12 protein-coding genes are annotated in these 18696 nt (G+C 35.5%); 1 reads left to right on the top strand and 11 read right to left on the bottom strand.

Translation table 11 applies throughout. The features are described from left to right. Positions 1-75: 75 nt before the first annotated feature. Positions 76-1530, top strand: a complete 1455-nt coding sequence (locus IW18_RS08875) for a glycosyltransferase (RefSeq protein ID WP_041517233.1) — start codon at positions 76-78, stop codon at positions 1528-1530. A gap of 432 nt (positions 1531-1962) precedes the next feature. Here the strand turns inward: IW18_RS08875 and IW18_RS08880 are convergent, their stop codons facing one another. The 11 genes from IW18_RS08880 to IW18_RS08930 form a co-directional block, all read right to left on the bottom strand. Beyond that, positions 1963-2991 (bottom strand): hypothetical protein, encoded by a 1029-nt coding sequence (locus IW18_RS08880; protein ID WP_041517234.1) that lies wholly within the window; start codon positions 2989-2991, stop codon positions 1963-1965. Next, positions 2982-4220, bottom strand: a complete 1239-nt coding sequence (locus IW18_RS08885) for a hypothetical protein (RefSeq protein WP_041517235.1) — start codon at positions 4218-4220, stop codon at positions 2982-2984. Before IW18_RS08885 ends, IW18_RS08880 begins: the two co-directional genes overlap by 10 nt. Before the next feature lie 177 nt (positions 4221-4397). After that, the gene (locus tag IW18_RS08890) at positions 4398-5312 is read right to left on the bottom strand and encodes a DMT family transporter (RefSeq protein ID WP_205625284.1); all 915 of its coding nucleotides are present in this window, start codon (positions 5310-5312) and stop codon (positions 4398-4400) included. Position 5313: 1 nt separating this feature from the next. Continuing rightward, positions 5314-6453: an N-acetylglucosamine-6-phosphate deacetylase gene (gene nagA, locus IW18_RS08895; RefSeq protein ID WP_041517236.1), complete on the bottom strand. Its 1140-nt coding sequence runs from the start codon at positions 6451-6453 to the stop codon at positions 5314-5316. 9 nt (positions 6454-6462) lie between these two features. Next, on the bottom strand, positions 6463-9666 hold the full coding sequence (locus tag IW18_RS08900; protein WP_084607932.1) for a LamG-like jellyroll fold domain-containing protein: 3204 nt from the start codon (positions 9664-9666) through the stop codon (positions 6463-6465). 195 nt (positions 9667-9861) lie between these two features. Beyond that, positions 9862-11052, bottom strand: coding sequence for an AGE family epimerase/isomerase (locus tag IW18_RS08905; RefSeq protein WP_041517237.1), 1191 nt, complete (start codon positions 11050-11052; stop codon positions 9862-9864). Between the two features lie 307 nt (positions 11053-11359). Then, positions 11360-13384: a GDSL-type esterase/lipase family protein gene (locus tag IW18_RS08910; RefSeq protein WP_205625285.1), complete on the bottom strand. Its 2025-nt coding sequence runs from the start codon at positions 13382-13384 to the stop codon at positions 11360-11362. A gap of 134 nt (positions 13385-13518) precedes the next feature. Further along, positions 13519-14760, bottom strand: a complete 1242-nt coding sequence (locus tag IW18_RS08915; RefSeq protein WP_041517238.1) for an MFS transporter — start codon at positions 14758-14760, stop codon at positions 13519-13521. Positions 14761-15019: 259 nt separating this feature from the next. After that, positions 15020-16180, bottom strand: coding sequence for a galactose oxidase (locus IW18_RS08920; RefSeq protein ID WP_041517239.1), 1161 nt, complete (start codon positions 16178-16180; stop codon positions 15020-15022). Positions 16181-16209: 29 nt separating this feature from the next. Continuing rightward, entirely contained in the window at positions 16210-17130 is a 921-nt protein-coding gene (locus IW18_RS08925) for a dihydrodipicolinate synthase family protein (protein WP_041517240.1), read from the bottom strand. A gap of 101 nt (positions 17131-17231) precedes the next feature. Further along, positions 17232-18686 carry a RagB/SusD family nutrient uptake outer membrane protein gene (locus tag IW18_RS08930; protein WP_041517241.1) on the bottom strand — a complete coding sequence of 485 codons (1455 nt, stop codon included), beginning with the start codon at positions 18684-18686 and terminating at the stop codon, positions 17232-17234. Positions 18687-18696: the final 10 nt, after the last annotated feature.

Below are 18696 nucleotides of genomic sequence, written 5' to 3' on the forward strand. Positions count from 1 at the left end.
GATACATGAAAATAAAGCATCGGAGGGGAAACAATAAATAAAAGCCCAATAGCAAGCAATAAAAAGTAGTGCCATATGAAAAGTGAAACCCTAACATCAGAACAGTTTTATACTTCAAATCCAGATCTTAATACCGAACAAGCCTTAAAAAGTTCCATTTTTCGTATTAGTAATGACAATGTCGCATCAAAAAAAGTAAGCGAACGAACCAAAAGTAAGTTTGGGTTGTTCGTTTTGGTGAGTACTTTTATTTTACTATTTGTTGGAGCATATTCGGTGTATCATTTGCAAGCTGATTTTGATCAGTTTCAAATCGATCGAATAAATTCTTCTTGGGGATTGCCTTTCCTGATTGTTGCAGGAATATTGTTTTTCTTTCAAACAGGAGTTTTTCTATACAATTTATACTTGTATTATAACTACAAACCAATCGAATCCGTTTCGGACGAAATGTTGCCAACGGTTACGGTAATTGTTCCTGCATACAACGAGGGAAAACTGGTTTGGGATACTTTAATGAGTTTGGCAGAAAGTGATTTCCCTGCTCATAAATTAGAAATTTTAGCAGTTGACGACGGAAGTAAGGATGATACTTGGTACTGGATGCAACAAGCCAAAATAAAATTAGGAGATCGTTTAACGATTTTTCAACAGCCAGAAAACGCAGGAAAACGTCACGCATTGCACCGTGGGTTTGAACTGGGAATGGGAGAAATTTTTGTAACAGTTGATAGCGATTCAATTGTGAAAAAAGATACGCTGCGTAATTTAGTAAGCCCGTTTGTGGTGGACGAAAAATGTGGAGCAGTTGCCGGAAATGTTCATGTGTTGAACAGTAAAAAAGCAATTTTACCAAAAATGCTTAATGTAAGTTTCGTAATGAGTTTTGAATTCATGCGTTCTGCCGAAAGTAAATTGGGTTCTGTACTTTGTACTCCGGGAGCAGCAGCGGCTTACAGAAAAACTTCGGTTTTTGCTTGTCTGGATGAATGGATTAACCAAACATTTATGGGACAACCATCAGACATTGGTGAAGATCGTGCAATGACCAATATGATTTTAAAACAAGGTCAACATGTATTGTTTCAAAGAAATGCTTATGTATTGACAAACGTTCCGGAAGAATACACTGGATTGTACAAAATGTTTATTAGATGGAGTAGAAGTAATGTTCGTGAGAATATTGCAATGGCAAAATATGTTTTTACTGATTTTAGAAAAGAATCTAAATTTGGTTCTCGACTTTTATGGTTAAACCAAGCTACAAAAATTGTTATGGCATATCCGTTCATGCTTTTTATGTTCTTTTTTATCGCTATGCATCCATTATTGTTTTTGAGTTCTACACTTTTGGGAATCTTAATTGTATCGAGTTTTCCGGTTTTGTTTTACGCTAAAAGATATAATCTTGAAGATTCGCTTTGGGCATATTCATACAGCGTGTTTTACACTTTCAGTTTATTCTGGATTACGCCTTATGCTATTGTAACGGCAAACAAAAGAGGTTGGTTGACACGTGGTTTAGTTTAAAAAATACTATTATTAAAAATAGAAATTGATTTGTTTTTGAAAACTCCTATTCATTTTGAATAGGAGTTTTTTTTTTGTTACGTCGATTGGAATTAAACCCGACAGTCCCGAAGCGTCGGGATAAAACCTGTCGGGTTTGCTGTTGAGAGGTATTCGTTTTTAAAAGAACTTCTCTCGGAGCTTTGGGATAGCTTAGTTTGACAAGGGAGTTTGTGATGTCGATTGGATTTAAACCCGACAGGTTTTAAAAACCTGTCGGGTTTGTCGTTGTGAGGACTTCTCCCGAAGCTTCGGGACCGCTCAGTCTGACACAATAGTTGGATAAATAAAAAAAGCTCTAAAGTTTTAACTTTAGAGCTTTTAGATTGAAATTTTAAGTAATCAGAAAACTTAAATTACTTATATAACTTATATGGTTTAAAAAAAAGAATACTAATTCTGTTCTGCAATTGTAGACTTATTCAGTTTTAAAACTCTAATTTTTTTATTGGTATTATCAGATAAAAATAAACGATCGTTAAGTTGTACAACACTTACAATACTTCCAAATGCATTTTGTCCTAAAACATCCGAAACATTTACGCTTGCCGTAAAGTTACGGTTCATAAAGTCTGATTTTGGATAAAGACGCAAGTAATTAACGCTTCCAACATTTTCAGAAGTTACAGCCCAATCTTTACTAAAACTTACTGAAGTTGGTTTAGCATCAAAAGTTGAAGTAACTGGTTTGATTGGTTCCGTTAGCGATTTGGCAGCATTGGCTTTAATCTCAGCAATGTTATAGTACAAATAACTTTTTGCATCTCTTCCTGCAACAACTAGATTTCCTGCTTCAACATCCATCGAATAGAATTGGTCAAAACCGTTTAAAGTATTCAGTTTTGCAATAGGAGTTAAGTTCCAGTTACTAGTTTCTGTGATTTGAGAAGTTTCGAAAACTTTAATTGAAGTTTCTTTTTCTTTCACGAAAACCAATCCGTCTCTTACCACAACGCCAAAAACGTGCACAAAAGTTTGCCACCATTGACCGTTTCCTAGAATACTAATTCCTGCATTTGTAGCTTCGTCCATAACAAAAAGTCTGGACTCACGGCTTCCAATATAAATTCTACCATTATCAACAGCTACAGAAGTAATTTCGCTTAAAGGAGTTGTAGTTGTTCCTTTTTTAAATTCTGTAATTGTTTTAATGTGAGCCAGTGTTACAGCATTAAAAACTTCGAGTACATTGCCATTTGCTACATATAATTTTTCGTTGGCAATTGTCATTCCTCTTGGTTCAAGAGTTCCCGTTCCGTTTCCAATTTGAGCCGCAGTTATTGTTGCTTCATCAGTTGGGTAGAAGTAATTAAATGTTGTTGGATTTGCGTCTGCGGAATCTTTGCTACAATTAGTAAACAAACAAAGCAGTAGTAGTAAAAACGGTATTTTGTTCATGATAGTTTTGTAGGTTAGTTCCATTTTCCTTCTCCTTTATATTTTAGTAAAAATGGATTTTTAGGATTGATTTTAAACACAGGTTTTTTGTAATTACCTTTTAAATACGCTGTTTTAGAGTATCCTTTTAAAATGTCCGGATCTATAAAAGGAAGATCATTTAAAGAAATCAGGTATTTGTAAAAATCGGTTAACATTTCCTGTTGTCCTCCACCTTCGCCACTATTGGCTAAATTACTACTATGACTATACCCACAGTGGTGTGAATATTCGTGTGACCAAACCGACATTTCGCCGTTCCAGTGTCCGGTTACATAACCAGATTCCCATTGCGAAGCTAAGGCTCCACCTCCCCAGGCCGAACCACCGCCAACCATCGCCATATTTAGCGTTCGGCTATCGATGTATGTGTTATATGCTTGTTCAATTTGAGCTTTGGTAAAATAATCGTAAACACCATCTTTGTCTTCGGCGTTTCCGTGCCAGTTTAAAGCGCCGTTTATAGCCGTTCCAGCTGTTGCTGCCTGCTCTTTTTTATAACGGTCAAAATTCATAAACGTGTCATAATACAAAGGATGACTTATCGCGTACGAATAATTAATAATCATTGTAATGGCTTCTTTTGCCAAAACAGGATTCATTGGTAAAAATTTATTAGGATCATCAGCAGGATTATTAATATGGTACTGTGTGCTGAATTGAACTAGTCGATTTGATTTGATTTTTTTGAATTTTGCAAACAAAGGATCACTAGATTCTACCGAGAACTGAATAGCGCCAGAAGAGAATCCGTCAATTTTGTCGATAGTAACCGTTTTACCGTTTTCCAGTTGATAATCATGTTTTCCGTTTACTAAAGGAATTTGATGAAATGAACGATGAAAAGCGGGAACTTTTGTAAATTCATAAATTAAAAAACGTTTGTCGTAGTTGGCTAGTTTGGCGTAGATTTTTACATCTGTAAGTCCAACTGGAGAATAGAGGGAAACCTGAACAGAATCTTTTCCTTTTTGAATGATTTGCATAGGTTGATTTACACGAAACCATCGGTCTTTATTGTCGTACATTTTCGAAGAGCTTTCGTTGTCTTCAAACATTGTCATTGGGGAATTACCAACCGGTAAATTTGTAGCGTCAATTGTAGGTAAATAATTGGCTTTGTAGTTTTCTCCTTGTGAGTCGTCGTCGCTGCATCCTAAAATTATGCTCGCGAGAACAACAAAAGGGAAAAACCAGGAAATGGGTTTTCTCATTGGGTTTTGTAGATTAAATTTGGGGTTAAATTTTAATAGAGCAAAACTACCAATATCCTTGTAGAAAACAAGGGTAATGACAGAAAATTGCTATTTAAGTTTGTTGTTTGATTTGATTTTTATACGATTTTATCACTATTAATGTTTTTGTGTTTTTGAAAAATAGATCCTCGTTCATTATTTTGTTTTTTTATCAACTGAAAGACTGGTGTATAAACCAATTATAACAAAGACAACACCAAATAGTGTGTATAAAGTAAGCGGTTCTTTGACCATAAAATGGGCAATTAAAAATCCGAATATCGGACAAAGAAAAAGCCAGTAGGAAGCTTTTATTGGGTTGATTTTTAAGAGATACAACCAAAATTGAACGGCGCCAATAGATACTGCTATTGCAAGCCATGATGTTGAAAACCAAAAATCACTATCAAAAATATTTTTGTTGGCCTGATAGGTTAAAAATAAAACCGGAAGCAGAAACACTGCGCCAATAATGGTTTGCCACCCATTAATGGTAAGAATGTGTAATCCGTTCCAGTTTTGTTTTGAATAATAAATTGTTCCTAACGAGTAAGCAATCATACTTGTAACTAAAATAAGTATGCCGCCGGGGGTTGCAAAACTGCTTTGTAATAATGGGTATGCCGCTAGAAATACGCCAATAAAACAAAGAACTAAACTCAGAATGTTTTTAAACTTGATTTTATGCGATAACCAAATAGCCGAGATCAGAACAATAAAAACAGGATTAGTTGCAACAGCTAAACTCCCCAAGCCAGCGGATACTTTTTCCATGGCAATGACGTACAAACCCAAATAAAAAGTGATATTAAACAAACCATAAATACTGATTTGAATCCACTCTTTTTTTTGTGGAAGTCGTTTTGTCATTACGATATGTGAAATGAAAAGCATAATGCTCCCGGCTATAATAAATCTAAAAATAGAAATCACAAAAGGTTGCGCGGCATGTAATCCAATTTTGGTTGCAGTAGATGCTGAAGCCCATAAAAAGGAAAAAATAAGTCCGGCAAAAATGATCTTAAATTCTTTGATTTTATTGGTAATCGGAAGCATTTTTTCTTTGATCATTTTAGGAAATAGTTGTTGAGGTTTTAGAAAAATCTAAAGTTTCTATCTCAGATAAATCATCATTAAATTGTACAAAAGTCGCTGGAAATCCAGTTTTTATTTTTCCGAATTTATCCGCTAAACCAATCGCACTTGCTACGTGTGAAGTTGCCATTTTAATCGCTTCATCTGCCGAAACTTCTAAATGATTATAGGCATTCTGTACTGCTTCAAGCATCGAGATTGTTGCTCCGGCTAGATTACCATCGTCATTTCGATAAAAGCCATTGTCTAAATGTGCATCGAAATTATCCCAATTAAAAACTTCTACTTTTCGGCCTAAAAAGGTAGCATCGCTAATTAAAAAGAATTTGTCTTGCTTTAATTTGTAAGCCAATTTTGCAGCTGCATAATCGCAATGTGCACCATCTAAAATAACAGGAGCAAATACATTTTCGTTTTCGAGGGCAGCACCAACTAAACCTGGTTCACGATGACCGAATTGTGTCATTGCATTAAATAAATGCGTTACGAGTTTTATGCCTTTCGAAAAATAAACCTGAGCTTCTTTGTGTGTAACTGTCGAATGTCCAATTGAGATTGCAATGTCACTTTCTAATAACATATTGAGTTGTTCGTCAGTAAAACATTCCGGAGCAATCGTGATAACTTTAATAACACCTTTTCCAAGTCTGATAATTTCTTCAAGCTCAGCATTTGTTGGTTTTCGAACCTGATCAATACTATGTGCACCACGTTTTAACGGATTCAAAAACGGACCTTCTAAATGCATTCCAATTATGCCATTATCATGCTTATTTCTGTAATCGCGCACAGCTTCAATTCCCTGTAGAATGGTTTCGTGAGAAGACGATATTAAACACGGAAGTACTTGCGTAGTTCCATATTTTAAGCTAGCATCATAAATATCCTGAATCGCTTCTTCGGTTGGAGTTTGGCTAAAATATAGTTTTTCTCCACCGTTAATCTGAATATCGATAAAACCCGCAGCAATATGTTTTCCCTTTAAATCAATTGTTTCAAGATCATTAGGAATGTCTTTTTGAACTGCTGTAATTTTTCCGTTTTCGATGATAATTACTCCGTTGGCAATAATTTCATCGCCTGTGTGTACGGTCGTATTGATAATCGCTTGTTTCATTTTTTAATTTTATTTCTTTATTATTTTTCGGCTTATGGTAGTATTTGTATCATTTACATTTACAAGATAAATACCTTTGGCTTGATTTCCCAATGAGAAGAAAGTTTCTTTTTCATTTGATTGTAAGACTTCGCTACGAATCATTTTACCAGACAAATCAAATATTTGTATTACCACTTTTCCTTTAGGATTATTAATGCTAACTTTTATTAAATCTTCGGTAGGATTTGGATTTATAGTAATGTTGAAGTTTTGATTTTCAGTTGTGTCAACTTTTGCAGGTTTTTTACTGAGCGTATTATTATTGGCAGCAACAAATGTATCAGCACCATTAGTTAACCAATTTAAACTAAAGCGAACAAAATACATTTGATAGGTTGAACTTTCGCCATTTTCATAATAAATACCAATAGTTCCGTCAGGTAAAATCGTTAAACTTGAATATGCAGATGCTCCTGCAAAGATAGTTTTTGGCGAACCCCAAGTTGTTCCTTCGTCAGTACTCATTAAAACGCTCACATTTTTTCGACTGCTTGAAAACGGAATTGAATGTAATAAACGATTTTTATCGTAACCGTCAAGGGTAGAAGTATAGCGAATAAAATCGCCATCGCAATTTGGATCTGTTATGCTCGTTTGATTGTAAGCTGTTCCCCAAGTTGCACCTTTATCTGTAGAAACATTAAAACGGCGTGTTCCTGAGTTACGAATACTCATCATAATATTACCATTGTTCAATTCAACAACTTTAGATTCGTCACCGTCTAATTCGGCTCTTCCGGTAGATGCTGTCCAAGTAATTCCGTGATCTGCGCTTGTAATCATATAATTGTTGATATGTTCAACACCAGATACATTTTCGCGTACGGCAATTGCCGCTACAATTTTTCCATCACGCAATTGATGCGCTCTTCCTGATGCTACAAATAAGCCTTTCCAGTTTGGATTTGGACCATAAATTTGGCTTGTAATATCAACAGGAGTTCCCCAAGTTACACCGTTGTCTGTACTATGAATTACTAAAATTTTTGCAGGCGCAGCATTTGTAGAAGCAAAGAAACCTTTCTCAGCAGAAACCAAACAAATTAATTCGCCAGTGGTTTTGTCTAAAACCAGAGCAGCATCTCCCGCGCCAGTCGAAGCACCAAAATTTGCAATCGTTAAAGGTGCCGACCATGTTTTTCCATTGTCTGTACTACGACGAACTACAGGATCAATTTTGGCGGCTAAATCTCCTGCACCATTCCATCTTTTATCCGTTACAGTTACCAATGAACCATCGGCAGCAGTAATAATTGCCGGAATACGATAGTTAGATGAACCTGCATCTCCGGGTGTAAACAAAAGAGTATTGGCTAATAAAATTACGCGATTACCCGTAACAGTATTGGTTGTTGTATTGTATGTAATGCTATTGGCTACAATAGATTCGCAAGTAGCATCTAATATATTTCCTTCGGTTGCAGATGCCGAAACATCATAGGTTATAAAAAAATAATTGTCTCCGCTTGATAAAGCTTTTGAACCATTTGTAACAAGATTTCCGCTTGCAGGTGTTACAGTTCCAAATAAAGTTGCAGTAGCAGGATCAAAAATTGCCGTAGCTCCGCTTGAATAAACTTTGATATTGGTAACATCAGAAATAATAGTTGTACCAGTCATTGTAAATTTTAAAGCACTCATTGTTAACGGATTTAATGTTCCGCTAACTGAAGCTTTTACAGCAATAATACGTTGGTTTACATCTCCAATACCAGTAGGTAATTCCGTTTGAATTAATGCAACCGAATTAATTTGCATTTCGTTAGTTTGAGCAATTACAGCCGCTCCGTTATTTAATGTACCCGGATGATTGTGTCCGGAAATGTCCGGAACATTTGTCCCGCTTACATTTTCAAAATCCCAAGCCGCAATTAGATTCGTTTCAGTTCCCGTTATAACGGCCGTTTTATCGGTCAGTATTTCGGCAGCTGTCATCGCTTTATTCCAAAAACGAATATCATCTAATTGTACATTCATGTAAGATGCAAAATTGCTAAGCGTTCCAAACAATAAATCTCCCGTGTTCGAAACGGTACTCGTTGCGCTAATATTTGTTGACGTTTTGGTTTGTTGCAAAACACCGTCGACATAAATTTTACAACTTGTTGAAGCAACATCGATTACCATTGCTAAATGATGCCAAGTATTATCGGCTATATTTGATGTTCCGTACGGAGGTCCCGCAGCGCCAGCACTTGTCGTTAAATTTACTCCAAATTGTCCTCCGCCAGACGACGTATTATTGATAAATTCGTATCCAATACCAGCACCATTTGGACGTTTACTTAAAATACGTTTTCCGGTATCTGCTGTTTTAATTTTAAGCGTAACTGTTAAATTTTGACCCGCTGCAATATTAAAATCACTATGATTAACCACAGACATATAATCGTTGATACCATCTAAAGATAAAACATTAGGAAATGCATTTGATACTGTTGGAGATCCAACAAGAGTTCCGGGATGGTTATTTCCTGAAACATCCGGAACCGATGTTCCTGTGATGTTATCAAAATTCCAAGCTGCAAGTAAATCGTTTGCAGGAGCATTTACGACCGCAGTCATATCAGCTTGCAATTCAAGTGCTGTCATCGCTTTATTCCAAACACGAACATTATCAATTTGACCTGCCCATTTATAACTATTACTAGCATCTGAAGTTGCGCCAACAACAAAATTTACAGCATTAGAAAAATCTGAACTAACCGATGTAAATGTTTTACCAGTATTCGCCAGAACGCCATCAATATAACCGTACATCGTTCGATTGCTGGAAGCATCCATAACCAAAGCAATATGATGCCAGGTTCCGTCTGCAATTGAATTTGCAGAATATCCTGCTGTACTTATGTTACTTGGAGTTCCGGTGCCACTCATATTCATGGCAAATTTTCCGGCATTAGTACCATTTCCAGTCCAAAATTCATATCCGTTTCCGGAAGCTCCGGTTCTTTTGGCAAAAATTCTTGGAGTACCAGTATTAGTAGTTGTTTTGATCCAACAAGTAATAGTCTTGTTTTGGCCTGCGCCAAAGTCCAAATCGTTGTGATCGGGGACAGTCATATAAGTAGAAATTCCATCAAGGTTTAAAACCTTACCACTTTGTGCACTAATACCTGCACAGAAGAAACACATAAAACACGAACAAAAAAAGAGTAATGATTTTTTCATAGTTTTTAATATTTGGTTAAAATTGGTTAATAAGCGTAAGATTTAAAAACGAACGACTTGATGTAATTGCTAAATTATCATAATACTATTTAGAATATAATCTTTGTAATTTTATTGTACAAATAGAAACATAGTTTTTAAAATGAAATTTATAGACTATGTTTCTATGTGTTAGAAATTATATTCAACAGATTATTAATTGTTTTTTTCAAGATATTCGTTTAGTATTTGTGTACAATACCATTCCTGACGTGGTAAATGAAAAGGTCCTTTATAAAGATTTCCTTTGGCAGTTTGTGCTACACTTCCGTCGCGGTGTAAATATCCAAACCATTCTCCGTTCTCTTTATCATGAAATTTATCGTACGAGTAATCGTGAATCATTTTATGCCATTTTGCGTATTTTTCGTCACCAGTCATTGTATAAGCCAGTAACGTTGCAATGATAACTTCGTTATGTGGCCACCAAAATTTCATATCCTGCCAGTATTCCTGAACTGGCTGACCATAAACGTCACAGAAATATAAAATTCCGCCGTGTTCTTTGTCCCAACCGCGTTCCCACATATAATCCAGCATTTTGCAGCCTAATTCTATTAAACGAGGATCATTGTTTCTGTGTTTCGCTTCGTGCAATATAAACCAAGCGCCCTCGATAGCGTGTCCCGGATTTAAGGTGCGACCGTCAATATGATCGATTATAGAACCATCTGGCGCAACTTGTTCCATAACACATTTTATATCGTGTTTTACAAAATCATTTTCGATTTCGGTAATGCATTTCGTGATATAGTCGTCGCAGCGCGGATCGCCAATAGTATCTCTAAGTTGTTGCGCTGTATTGATCATAATCATTGGAGAACCAATTCCTTTTGAAGGGCGAACGGCTGTATATTTTGGTTCTAATAATCCCGGAGTGGTCGAGTATTTTATGCATTCACCAAATAAAAAACGGGCTTGTTCTGCAATGGCTTCATCTCTGCTTGCTTTTGCGTAAGCACTCATGGCAATTACGGCAAAGGTTTCAGAAAAATAATAACGTCGTTTACGAATTGGACTTCCGTCGCGAGTTACGTGAAAAAACATTCTTCCATCGGTATCAAAACAATGCTTATTTATAAAATCGATTCCGGATTTTGCATCGTCCAGCCATTGTTGTTTTGGTTCAACTGTGTTATAAAGTGTCGCTAATAACCAAGAAGCGCGTCCTTGAAACCAAACCGACTTATCGTCATCGATTAAATTTCCTTTTTGATCGCGCATCAATAAATAACCTCCGTGAATAGGATCAACAGAACGTGGAAACCAAAATGGGACTGTGTTATTTAATAATTGGTTCTGATAAAATTCTTTTAATTGTAATAGATCAGTTTTTGAATAACTCATTTTATATATGTTTTAGACTTAGTGTTTTGTATTTACTAAGTGTTGATTTCGTAAGTTTTTTAATTTTTTAAACACATAGAATCATAGTTTTTTGGAGCGTAAAAAGGCATTTCATTCCAAATAAAACTCATAGTGCTATGTGTGTGTGGAAAATGTATTTTCTTTAATTCTCTTTTTGCGTATCGAAATCTATGTTTCTATGTGTTTAATTTTTTTTACGCAGATTTTATTTTTTACTTTCGGAGCTTACTTTGAGTTGAAAAGTCGAACAAGGCAAATTGGCTTCGTTTGTTAAGTTTGCCGTTGTTTATGGTTTCCACGCGTATAAAATTGTTTTTATTTTTTCGTCTTTTGGAATTTGAATTCGAACTTCATTTCCAATAATTGTGGCGCTACTTTCTATCCTAAATCCTTTTTCGGTTACTAATTCAAAACCAATTAGCTCTTTTTTATTTGCCGTAGATAATTGTTTTGCATTCGAAAAAGAAATTAGAATTTTCTCTCCTTTTTGTATTGCTTTTACCGCCTGAGGACCATTTGCAATAATGGCTTTACCGTAAGTGTTTTTTAATGCCAAAAGTGCGAGACGATCTGCAATTTGTTTTTTCCTGATGGGATGAACATTTGTAGCATCACCATAATCCATACTAACTGCCATTCCGCTGTTTGGAATTTGTTTTTGTATTCGGTTTTGAGCATCTCTAAACAATGGCCATGTTGGACGATCTATACTTGACAATTGAACGTAGTAGAAGGGAAGTGAAGCGCCCCATGCTTGTCGCCAACTCTGAACCAAAACGGGCATTAAATGTTCGTATAATTCAATATTATGAGCGTTGCTTTCGCCTTGGTACCAAATAATTCCTTTTATGGGGAAATTGGTAAAATTTGATACGCCGGCTTCAAAATTGTAACAAGGTGAGTATGGATGTCGTTGTTTTGGGTTTTTCGCATCTTTTAAATTAACATCGGCTCGTGATCGTACCCATGGCATTATAAAATCTGATTTTCGCCAGTTGGTTAAGGCGTCAACAATTTTGTCATCGTGCTCAAAAGTGTAGCGATCAATCCAGGATTCTATGGGTGAACCGCCAACGGCAACTTGTATTAAACCTATTGGAACATTTTCTTCCTGAGCAATGTTTTTTCCGAAGTAATAGGCTATTGCCGAAAAATCTTTGGCACTTATAGAATCACTAACTGCCCATTTTCCTGAAAAATATTGTAATTGATTCGTTTTTTGCAACGTAATAGAATCCCAAGCTTTGTCATCGGTTTCTTCGATTGCTTTATAATTAAATAGTCGAAGTGTTTTATTGTTTAAGGCTTTCTTTACTTCGGCAATTCCATTTTCTGATTTTTCTAATGTAAATTCCATATTCGATTGTCCGGAGCAAAACCAAACATCGCCAATTAGAATATTTTTTAAAACGATATTTTTTCCATTTGATGCAATCGTAATTTGATGTGTTCCTCCAGATTTCATTGCGGGAAAAGCAGCTTTCCATTTTCCATATTCGTTTGCAATTACATTTTTTTTCTGATTGTCAAATGCGATTTCGACATTCTTACCACCATTTGCATTTCCATAAATTAAAATGGGTTGGTCGCGCTGAAGCACCATATTATCTGTAAAAACTGGCGCTAGTTGTAATCCGCCAAAATCTTTGGTAATATTTCCGTAAACGGTTTGAGCCAAAATCGTTGCGCCTTCTTTTGTTGGATGTAAAGCATCTGGAAAAAGATCTGGACGATTGTATAATTTTTCGTGTAGGTCGATTAAGCTTACTTTGTTAGCTTTTGCTATTGAAGAAATATGTTCCTGAATTTGCCAAAACCAATCCCGAGTTCCGGATTTAAAACGAGGATGCTCATTAAATATGGGAGTCATTTTGCAGATGTAGATTTTTACTGCCGGATTTTGTTTTCTTAAACTATCAATTAACCAAGAATAATCAGCATCAAAATCTTCTCTGTAATTTGCCCAATTTCTCGGGTCAGTATCATTTAATCCCAAATGAATAATAGCAATATCCGGGCGATAGGCAATGGCTTCTATACATTTTTCAGTTTTAAAATAAGGTGTACTTCCTTTCTTTAAAAGAGTAGCTCCGCTGTGTCCAAAATTTTTAACCTCATATTGATTTCCCATTAAAATTTGAAGTTGCGAAGGATAAGATTCTGCCGAAGGATTCGCTAAAAGATAACCCGCAGTTACAGAGTCTCCAATGCAGGCAATTTTTGTAATGGTTTGTTGCGCTGTTATTTCAAGATGCAGCATCATCGAAAGTAACAGTGTGACTATAAAAATATTTCGTTTTTTCGTTCTCATTTTTTCTCAGAGCTATTATTAAAAATGTGGCATTTATGAGCTGGGCAGAACGCATGGCTCCGCCCTAGCTTATAAAAACAAAAAGCCAACTAACATTTTTTAAAATTTAAAAAGGGGGTGTGAACGACTAGGTTCTAGGCATCTGCAAAGTCATTTACTTTTGGACGCAGAAAACTAATTTGAACCAGTAATGCAACCAACACGACACCGGCCATTAGGGCAAAACCAAAACCTAGAGTTCCGGTGTCAGCTGATTTACCAAGTAATGATGTAACCAACGCACCACAACCAACTCCGGTCATATTTAATACACCATAGGCAGTTGCCCGGTGTTTAGACGAAACAAATTGACAGATGATGGGCATATTATTCGCGTCAAACATTCCATATCCTATACCAAAACATAAAACCGCTCCAACTACGTGAAATAATGAATGCCCAAAACCAATCAACATTAATGCGGGTATCGTTAAACTCAGCCCAATTGCACTGGTATAAACTCTTCCCTTAATATTTTTTTGTACCCATTTATCAGATAAGATTCCTCCAAAAATTACTCCGATTAATGACGATAATGAGATTGTAATTGTTGCTATTGGACCTGCCTGATCCATTGAAATTCCTAAATTATCAGAGAATAGGGTAGGAAGCCAGTTTTTGGTTGCCCATCCCGGTAAACTAATAATGGCGAAATAAAATAAGATTACCCAAAATGAAATGTTGGTGAACAATAATGCCAATCCTTTAAAAAGGGAATCTTTTTCGTGTGTTTTATTAAATTGAGTGTCAAAAGTTTTAGCAAGATCTTTTTTCTCACTTAAAAAGAAAACCAAAACGATCGAATAAACTATTCCAATAATACCAAAATGATGAAAAGTAGTATGCCAAGAAAACTTTGCTGCGATTGTAGCTCCAAAACCACCCAATGCAGACCCAACGTAAAGTCCTGTCATATGAATACCAATGGCAAGCGATCTTGTTTTTTGTTGGTGATAATCGGCGATTAAAGATAATCCTGCCGGAATATACAAAGCTTCACTCACGCCCATAACAGCTCTTAACCAATAAATTTGATTGTATGTTGTAGCATAACCCATTGCATATGTAACAGCAGACCAAACAAATAAACTACCAATAATTAACCATTTACGGTTTAATTTGTCGGCAATAATCCCTGAAATTGGGCTCATTAAAGCATAAATCCAAAGAAAAATGGCCATTAAACGTCCAAAATTTTCGCCCGATACCAATTCCGGAATGTCAGCTTCCATAGATGGTCTCATGGTTGCCAGCATTTGCCTATCCATATAGTTAAGCAACGCTACAATCCAAAGTAACGCAACTACCAGCCAAGGATAATATTTAGAGTTTTTCATATTTTGATATGCTTTATATTTTTATTTAATGGGTTGCATTTTGTTCTAACACATAGAGACATAGTTTGCATTGTGTGAAAAGGCGTTTCACTTCAACTAAAACTCATAGAACTATGTGTAAAAACGTGTTTTTTTTAATGAACTTTTTTTCAATTTGAATCTATGTTCCTATGTGTTTAATTTTTTTTTCTCGCAGATTGAACAGATTTTATTTTCATTTGTTGCTAAACCTGTCAGGTTTAATAAACTGATGAATAAATTATTTAATAGTTCCCAACATAACATCTGGTGTACGAATACCAGGTTTTATTTCTCCGTTTGATAAAACAATTTTATCATTCCAGATTGTTGCTGTTGTTGTTACATGAGCAAGAAATGGCAATTCGCCAATTTTCAACCATTTGTTTGTGTGTGTGTTGTATAGTAAAATGTCGTTGTAAAAACCTTTGTGGGTAGTGTTTAATATATTCTTTTCGGCAATAAGCCTTGATTTTTCTTCTTCAGAAGTGGCTTGTGCGATTTGAGATAAATACGTTTCGATTTTATGAAAAGTAGTGCCGTTATCTCCGCCAACGATTAAAATGTATTCTTTTCCAATAGCAACTCCGGCACCGGCCGAAAAGTTGGTGGTGTGTTTTTCGTCAGAGATATCAGCTTTATTTTTCCAAACTTGCTTTTTTAAATCAAAAGCCAAAGTTGTATGATGCAAATCGCTTATTCCTGATGGTGTCTTAGTTCTTCCTCCAACAACATAAATTTTACCATCTTGGACAACTGAAACTGAATTTGCCAAAGCAAAAGGCAATTTGGTCAACAATTTCCATTCTGGTTTTTCAGCATTCAAATCAATACTATAAATTAGATCTGATGATTTTTTTGCTTCATCGCCGCCAATCGCATAAACGACATTCTCACTATGTGTTAGCGCGATATTGGTAATGGCAATTGGAAAATTAGGTAATGATTTTGTTTCAACTTCATTTTTGGATGCATTCCAAGTTAGCATAAAAGCTTTGCTCGAAAGCCCATTTTCATTTTCTCCACCTACATAAACAATTCCTAATTGCGTAGTTGTATTTCCCGGATAGGCGATAGGTTCCGGTAAATTACTTGCGTTTTTTTTGTTCCATTGGTATTGATCGCCAACTTTTTGCAAAACATGAATTTCGTTCGAATAATGTTTTTTTCCACCTTCCCAAGGCATTTTATCCTGAAAATTTGCTCCGCCTGCCACAATCAAAACGTCATTGCTCACGCCATTAATTGGTCCCGCAAAACCTAATGAAATAGTTCCGTCTGCATTTTGTAATTGAGCAGCTTTTTTCCATTCGACATTTGAAATATTTGTTTTTTGCGAAAAACCAAGCGTTGTTGACATAATTGTAATAGTAAGGATTAGGGTAGAAATTGACTTATTCATAGTGTTTGTTTTAGAAAAAACGAACTCGTTTATTTTGATTTAAAAGCATCGAAATTTAAACCTGCAACATCTTTTTTGAAAAGTTCGAATTGTTCTGCACTCATATTTTTAACCGGTAATCTAAAACCTCCTAAATCATGACCAACTAATTTCATGTATGCTTTTCCAACAGAGATTCCGCCGTATTTGCCTAAGAAACGAATCATGTCGATCGATTTTTGTTGAAGTTCACGAGCTTTAACCAAATCATTTGCATTAAAAGCATCAATTAAATCATAATAAAGTGGAGCTGCATAATTAAAAGTACTTCCTACAGCACCTTTTGCACCTAATACTAAAGCTGATAACATATTTTCGTCACGTCCCCAAAGCATATCAAATTTTCCGTTTTCGTAGCTCATGCAACTCTGGAAATCCATAAAATCTTCGTGTGTATATTTTACTCCGGCAAAATTTGGAAGTTTACCATCAAGAGCTCTAACCAAGTCATACATTGCAACATTTACACCGCTTAATACTGGAATGTGATAGTAGTAAAATGGCATATTTGGAACGCTTTCTCCCACTTTAATACAAGTTTCGGCTAATACATCAACATTTGCAGGTTTAAAGTAAAAAGCACCTGTTAATGAAACAGCATATAAACCAATTTCGTAAGCATGTTTTGCCAAATCAATACAATCATCCAGACAAGTTCCTCCAAGAAAAACCATTACTTTAAAATCGTCATCATGATTAGAACAATCTGCCCAAGCTTGAGCAACTGCTTTTTTTTCTGCCAATGTAATAGAAACTCCTTCGCCAGTAGATCCGTTAATAAAAGCTCCGGTAACGCCGTTTCTTTTTAAGAAAGCGTAATAAGGAGGGATAAGGCTTACATCTAGTTTTCCGTTGCTGTCAAAAGGTGTAAATGGAGCAGAAATCAGACCTTGTAAATGTTGAATTTTCATGAGTTTAATTTTTAATTTGTTTATGTTTTTTTGTTTTTAATTAGACTGGAAACTTTTACATTTCCAGCCTAATTGTAAACTGTAATCTTTAATTCTGGTTTTTATAGTGGATTTTGAGTAATTTTTGGATTAAAGTTGATTGTGTTTTGAGAAATTGGAAACAATATTTGTTTTCCTGTCATTGATGGTACCCAACTTGTTCTGTTAAAACGAACTAAATCCCACCAAGATTTTCCTTCAAAAGCCAATTCTTTTAAACGCTCTCTCAAAATTGCATCGTCATTTGCAGTAGGCGTACTGTTTGTAAAAGTTGCTGAAGCATCTGCTCTTTGCATTACCAAATTCATTTCTGTAGATGGATCTTGTCCTAAAGCATTTTTAATCTCCGCTTTCATTAATAAGATATCAGCCCAACGGTAAATGATAATATCACTTACAAATCGTCTCACAGTTCCGTCTACAGTTCCATTATATTTTACTAAACCTGTAACTACAGGAATTGCTCCGTTGTATAAAGTTAGGTAAGTTGCTGCTTTTCTGGTATCTGTAGAAGCAAAATTAAATCTTGTAATGTCTGGTTGAACTCTTGAGATTCCTGCATTACCAGCTCCAGATCCTAAAGTACCAAAAGTTGCAGTTGCTGCTGCCGATGTTAATGGAGCAAAATCTGCCGGTCCAACAAACATAAACTGATTCCAATTGTCTGCTAAATTCGATGGTAAATCTGCAAGAGAATAACGAACTGCAAAAACTACTTCGGCATTTGCTTTTTTATCATATGCAAAAACATCTTTAAAACTTGGTAACAAAGTTGGAGTTCCCGGAATTGTATTTATTGCTGTCAAGGCAGTATTTAAATCTGCTGTTCCTCCACCTAATTGTTTCGCTGTCCATAAATTCACATCGGCTTTTAAAGCGTATATTGACGGAAGTGACAATTGTATTTTATTATTAGACGTGTCTGGATAATTTGCAATTGCTAAATCAATATCTTTTTTGATGAAAGCAAATGTTTCTTCAATCGAATTACGTGGAACGATGTATTGAGATTGATTGGTGTTTTCTGTAGGATCTGTAACAATTGGCACTCCACCCCATGAACGAGCCATGATAAAGTAACATAAAGCACGCATTGAATATGCTTGTGCAAGGTATCTTTTTTGTTCGTTTACGGTACTTGGGCTAAATGGAATTTGCGGAACGTACTTTAAAACTAAGTTTGCCTGATGTATTACAGTGTATAAACCTCCCCACTCAACATCTATGTTTTGTGGTGTAAGATTGTTGTTGTAATAATTTGCTAAAGTTAATGGCGACTGAACACCACCAGTTATTTCGGCACTTCTTGCACCACCCAACAAATAATAGTTTTGTTGTGTCTGGATTCTAAAGTTTACATACATACCGTTTACACCAGCTTTGGCGTCATCTTCAGTTTTCCAAAAACTATCAGATGTAATTACACTTGTAGATGTTAGTTCTAAATCATCCTGACATGAGTTGAATAGAGAAAGACTAGCAAAAAGTATTGTGTATAAAAGGAATTTCTTTTTCATGATTTTATTA

The organism is Flavobacterium hibernum, assembly GCF_000832125.1.
GTDB classification, from domain to species: Bacteria; Bacteroidota; Bacteroidia; order Flavobacteriales; family Flavobacteriaceae; genus Flavobacterium; species Flavobacterium hibernum.

Excerpts from the sequence above, each read along its gene's own strand:
- IW18_RS08920 (WP_041517239.1), bottom strand. The coding sequence starts at position 16,180 with ATGAATAAGTCAATTTCTACCCTAATCCTTACTATTACAATTATGTCA.
- IW18_RS08890 (WP_205625284.1), bottom strand. The coding sequence starts at position 5,312 with ATGATCAAAGAAAAAATGCTTCCGATTACCAATAAAATCAAAGAATTT.
- IW18_RS08900 (WP_084607932.1), bottom strand. The coding sequence starts at position 9,666 with ATGAAAAAATCATTACTCTTTTTTTGTTCGTGTTTTATGTGTTTCTTC.
- IW18_RS08930 (WP_041517241.1), bottom strand. The coding sequence starts at position 18,686 with ATGAAAAAGAAATTCCTTTTATACACAATACTTTTTGCTAGTCTTTCT.
- IW18_RS08910 (WP_205625285.1), bottom strand. The coding sequence starts at position 13,384 with ATGAGAACGAAAAAACGAAATATTTTTATAGTCACACTGTTACTTTCG.
- nagA (WP_041517236.1), bottom strand. The coding sequence starts at position 6,453 with ATGAAACAAGCGATTATCAATACGACCGTACACACAGGCGATGAAATT.
- IW18_RS08875 (WP_041517233.1), top strand. The coding sequence starts at position 76 with ATGAAAAGTGAAACCCTAACATCAGAACAGTTTTATACTTCAAATCCA.
- IW18_RS08915 (WP_041517238.1), bottom strand. The coding sequence starts at position 14,760 with ATGAAAAACTCTAAATATTATCCTTGGCTGGTAGTTGCGTTACTTTGG.
- IW18_RS08905 (WP_041517237.1), bottom strand. The coding sequence starts at position 11,052 with ATGAGTTATTCAAAAACTGATCTATTACAATTAAAAGAATTTTATCAG.
- IW18_RS08925 (WP_041517240.1), bottom strand. The coding sequence starts at position 17,130 with ATGAAAATTCAACATTTACAAGGTCTGATTTCTGCTCCATTTACACCT.
- IW18_RS08885 (WP_041517235.1), bottom strand. The coding sequence starts at position 4,220 with ATGAGAAAACCCATTTCCTGGTTTTTCCCTTTTGTTGTTCTCGCGAGC.
- IW18_RS08880 (WP_041517234.1), bottom strand. The coding sequence starts at position 2,991 with ATGGAACTAACCTACAAAACTATCATGAACAAAATACCGTTTTTACTA.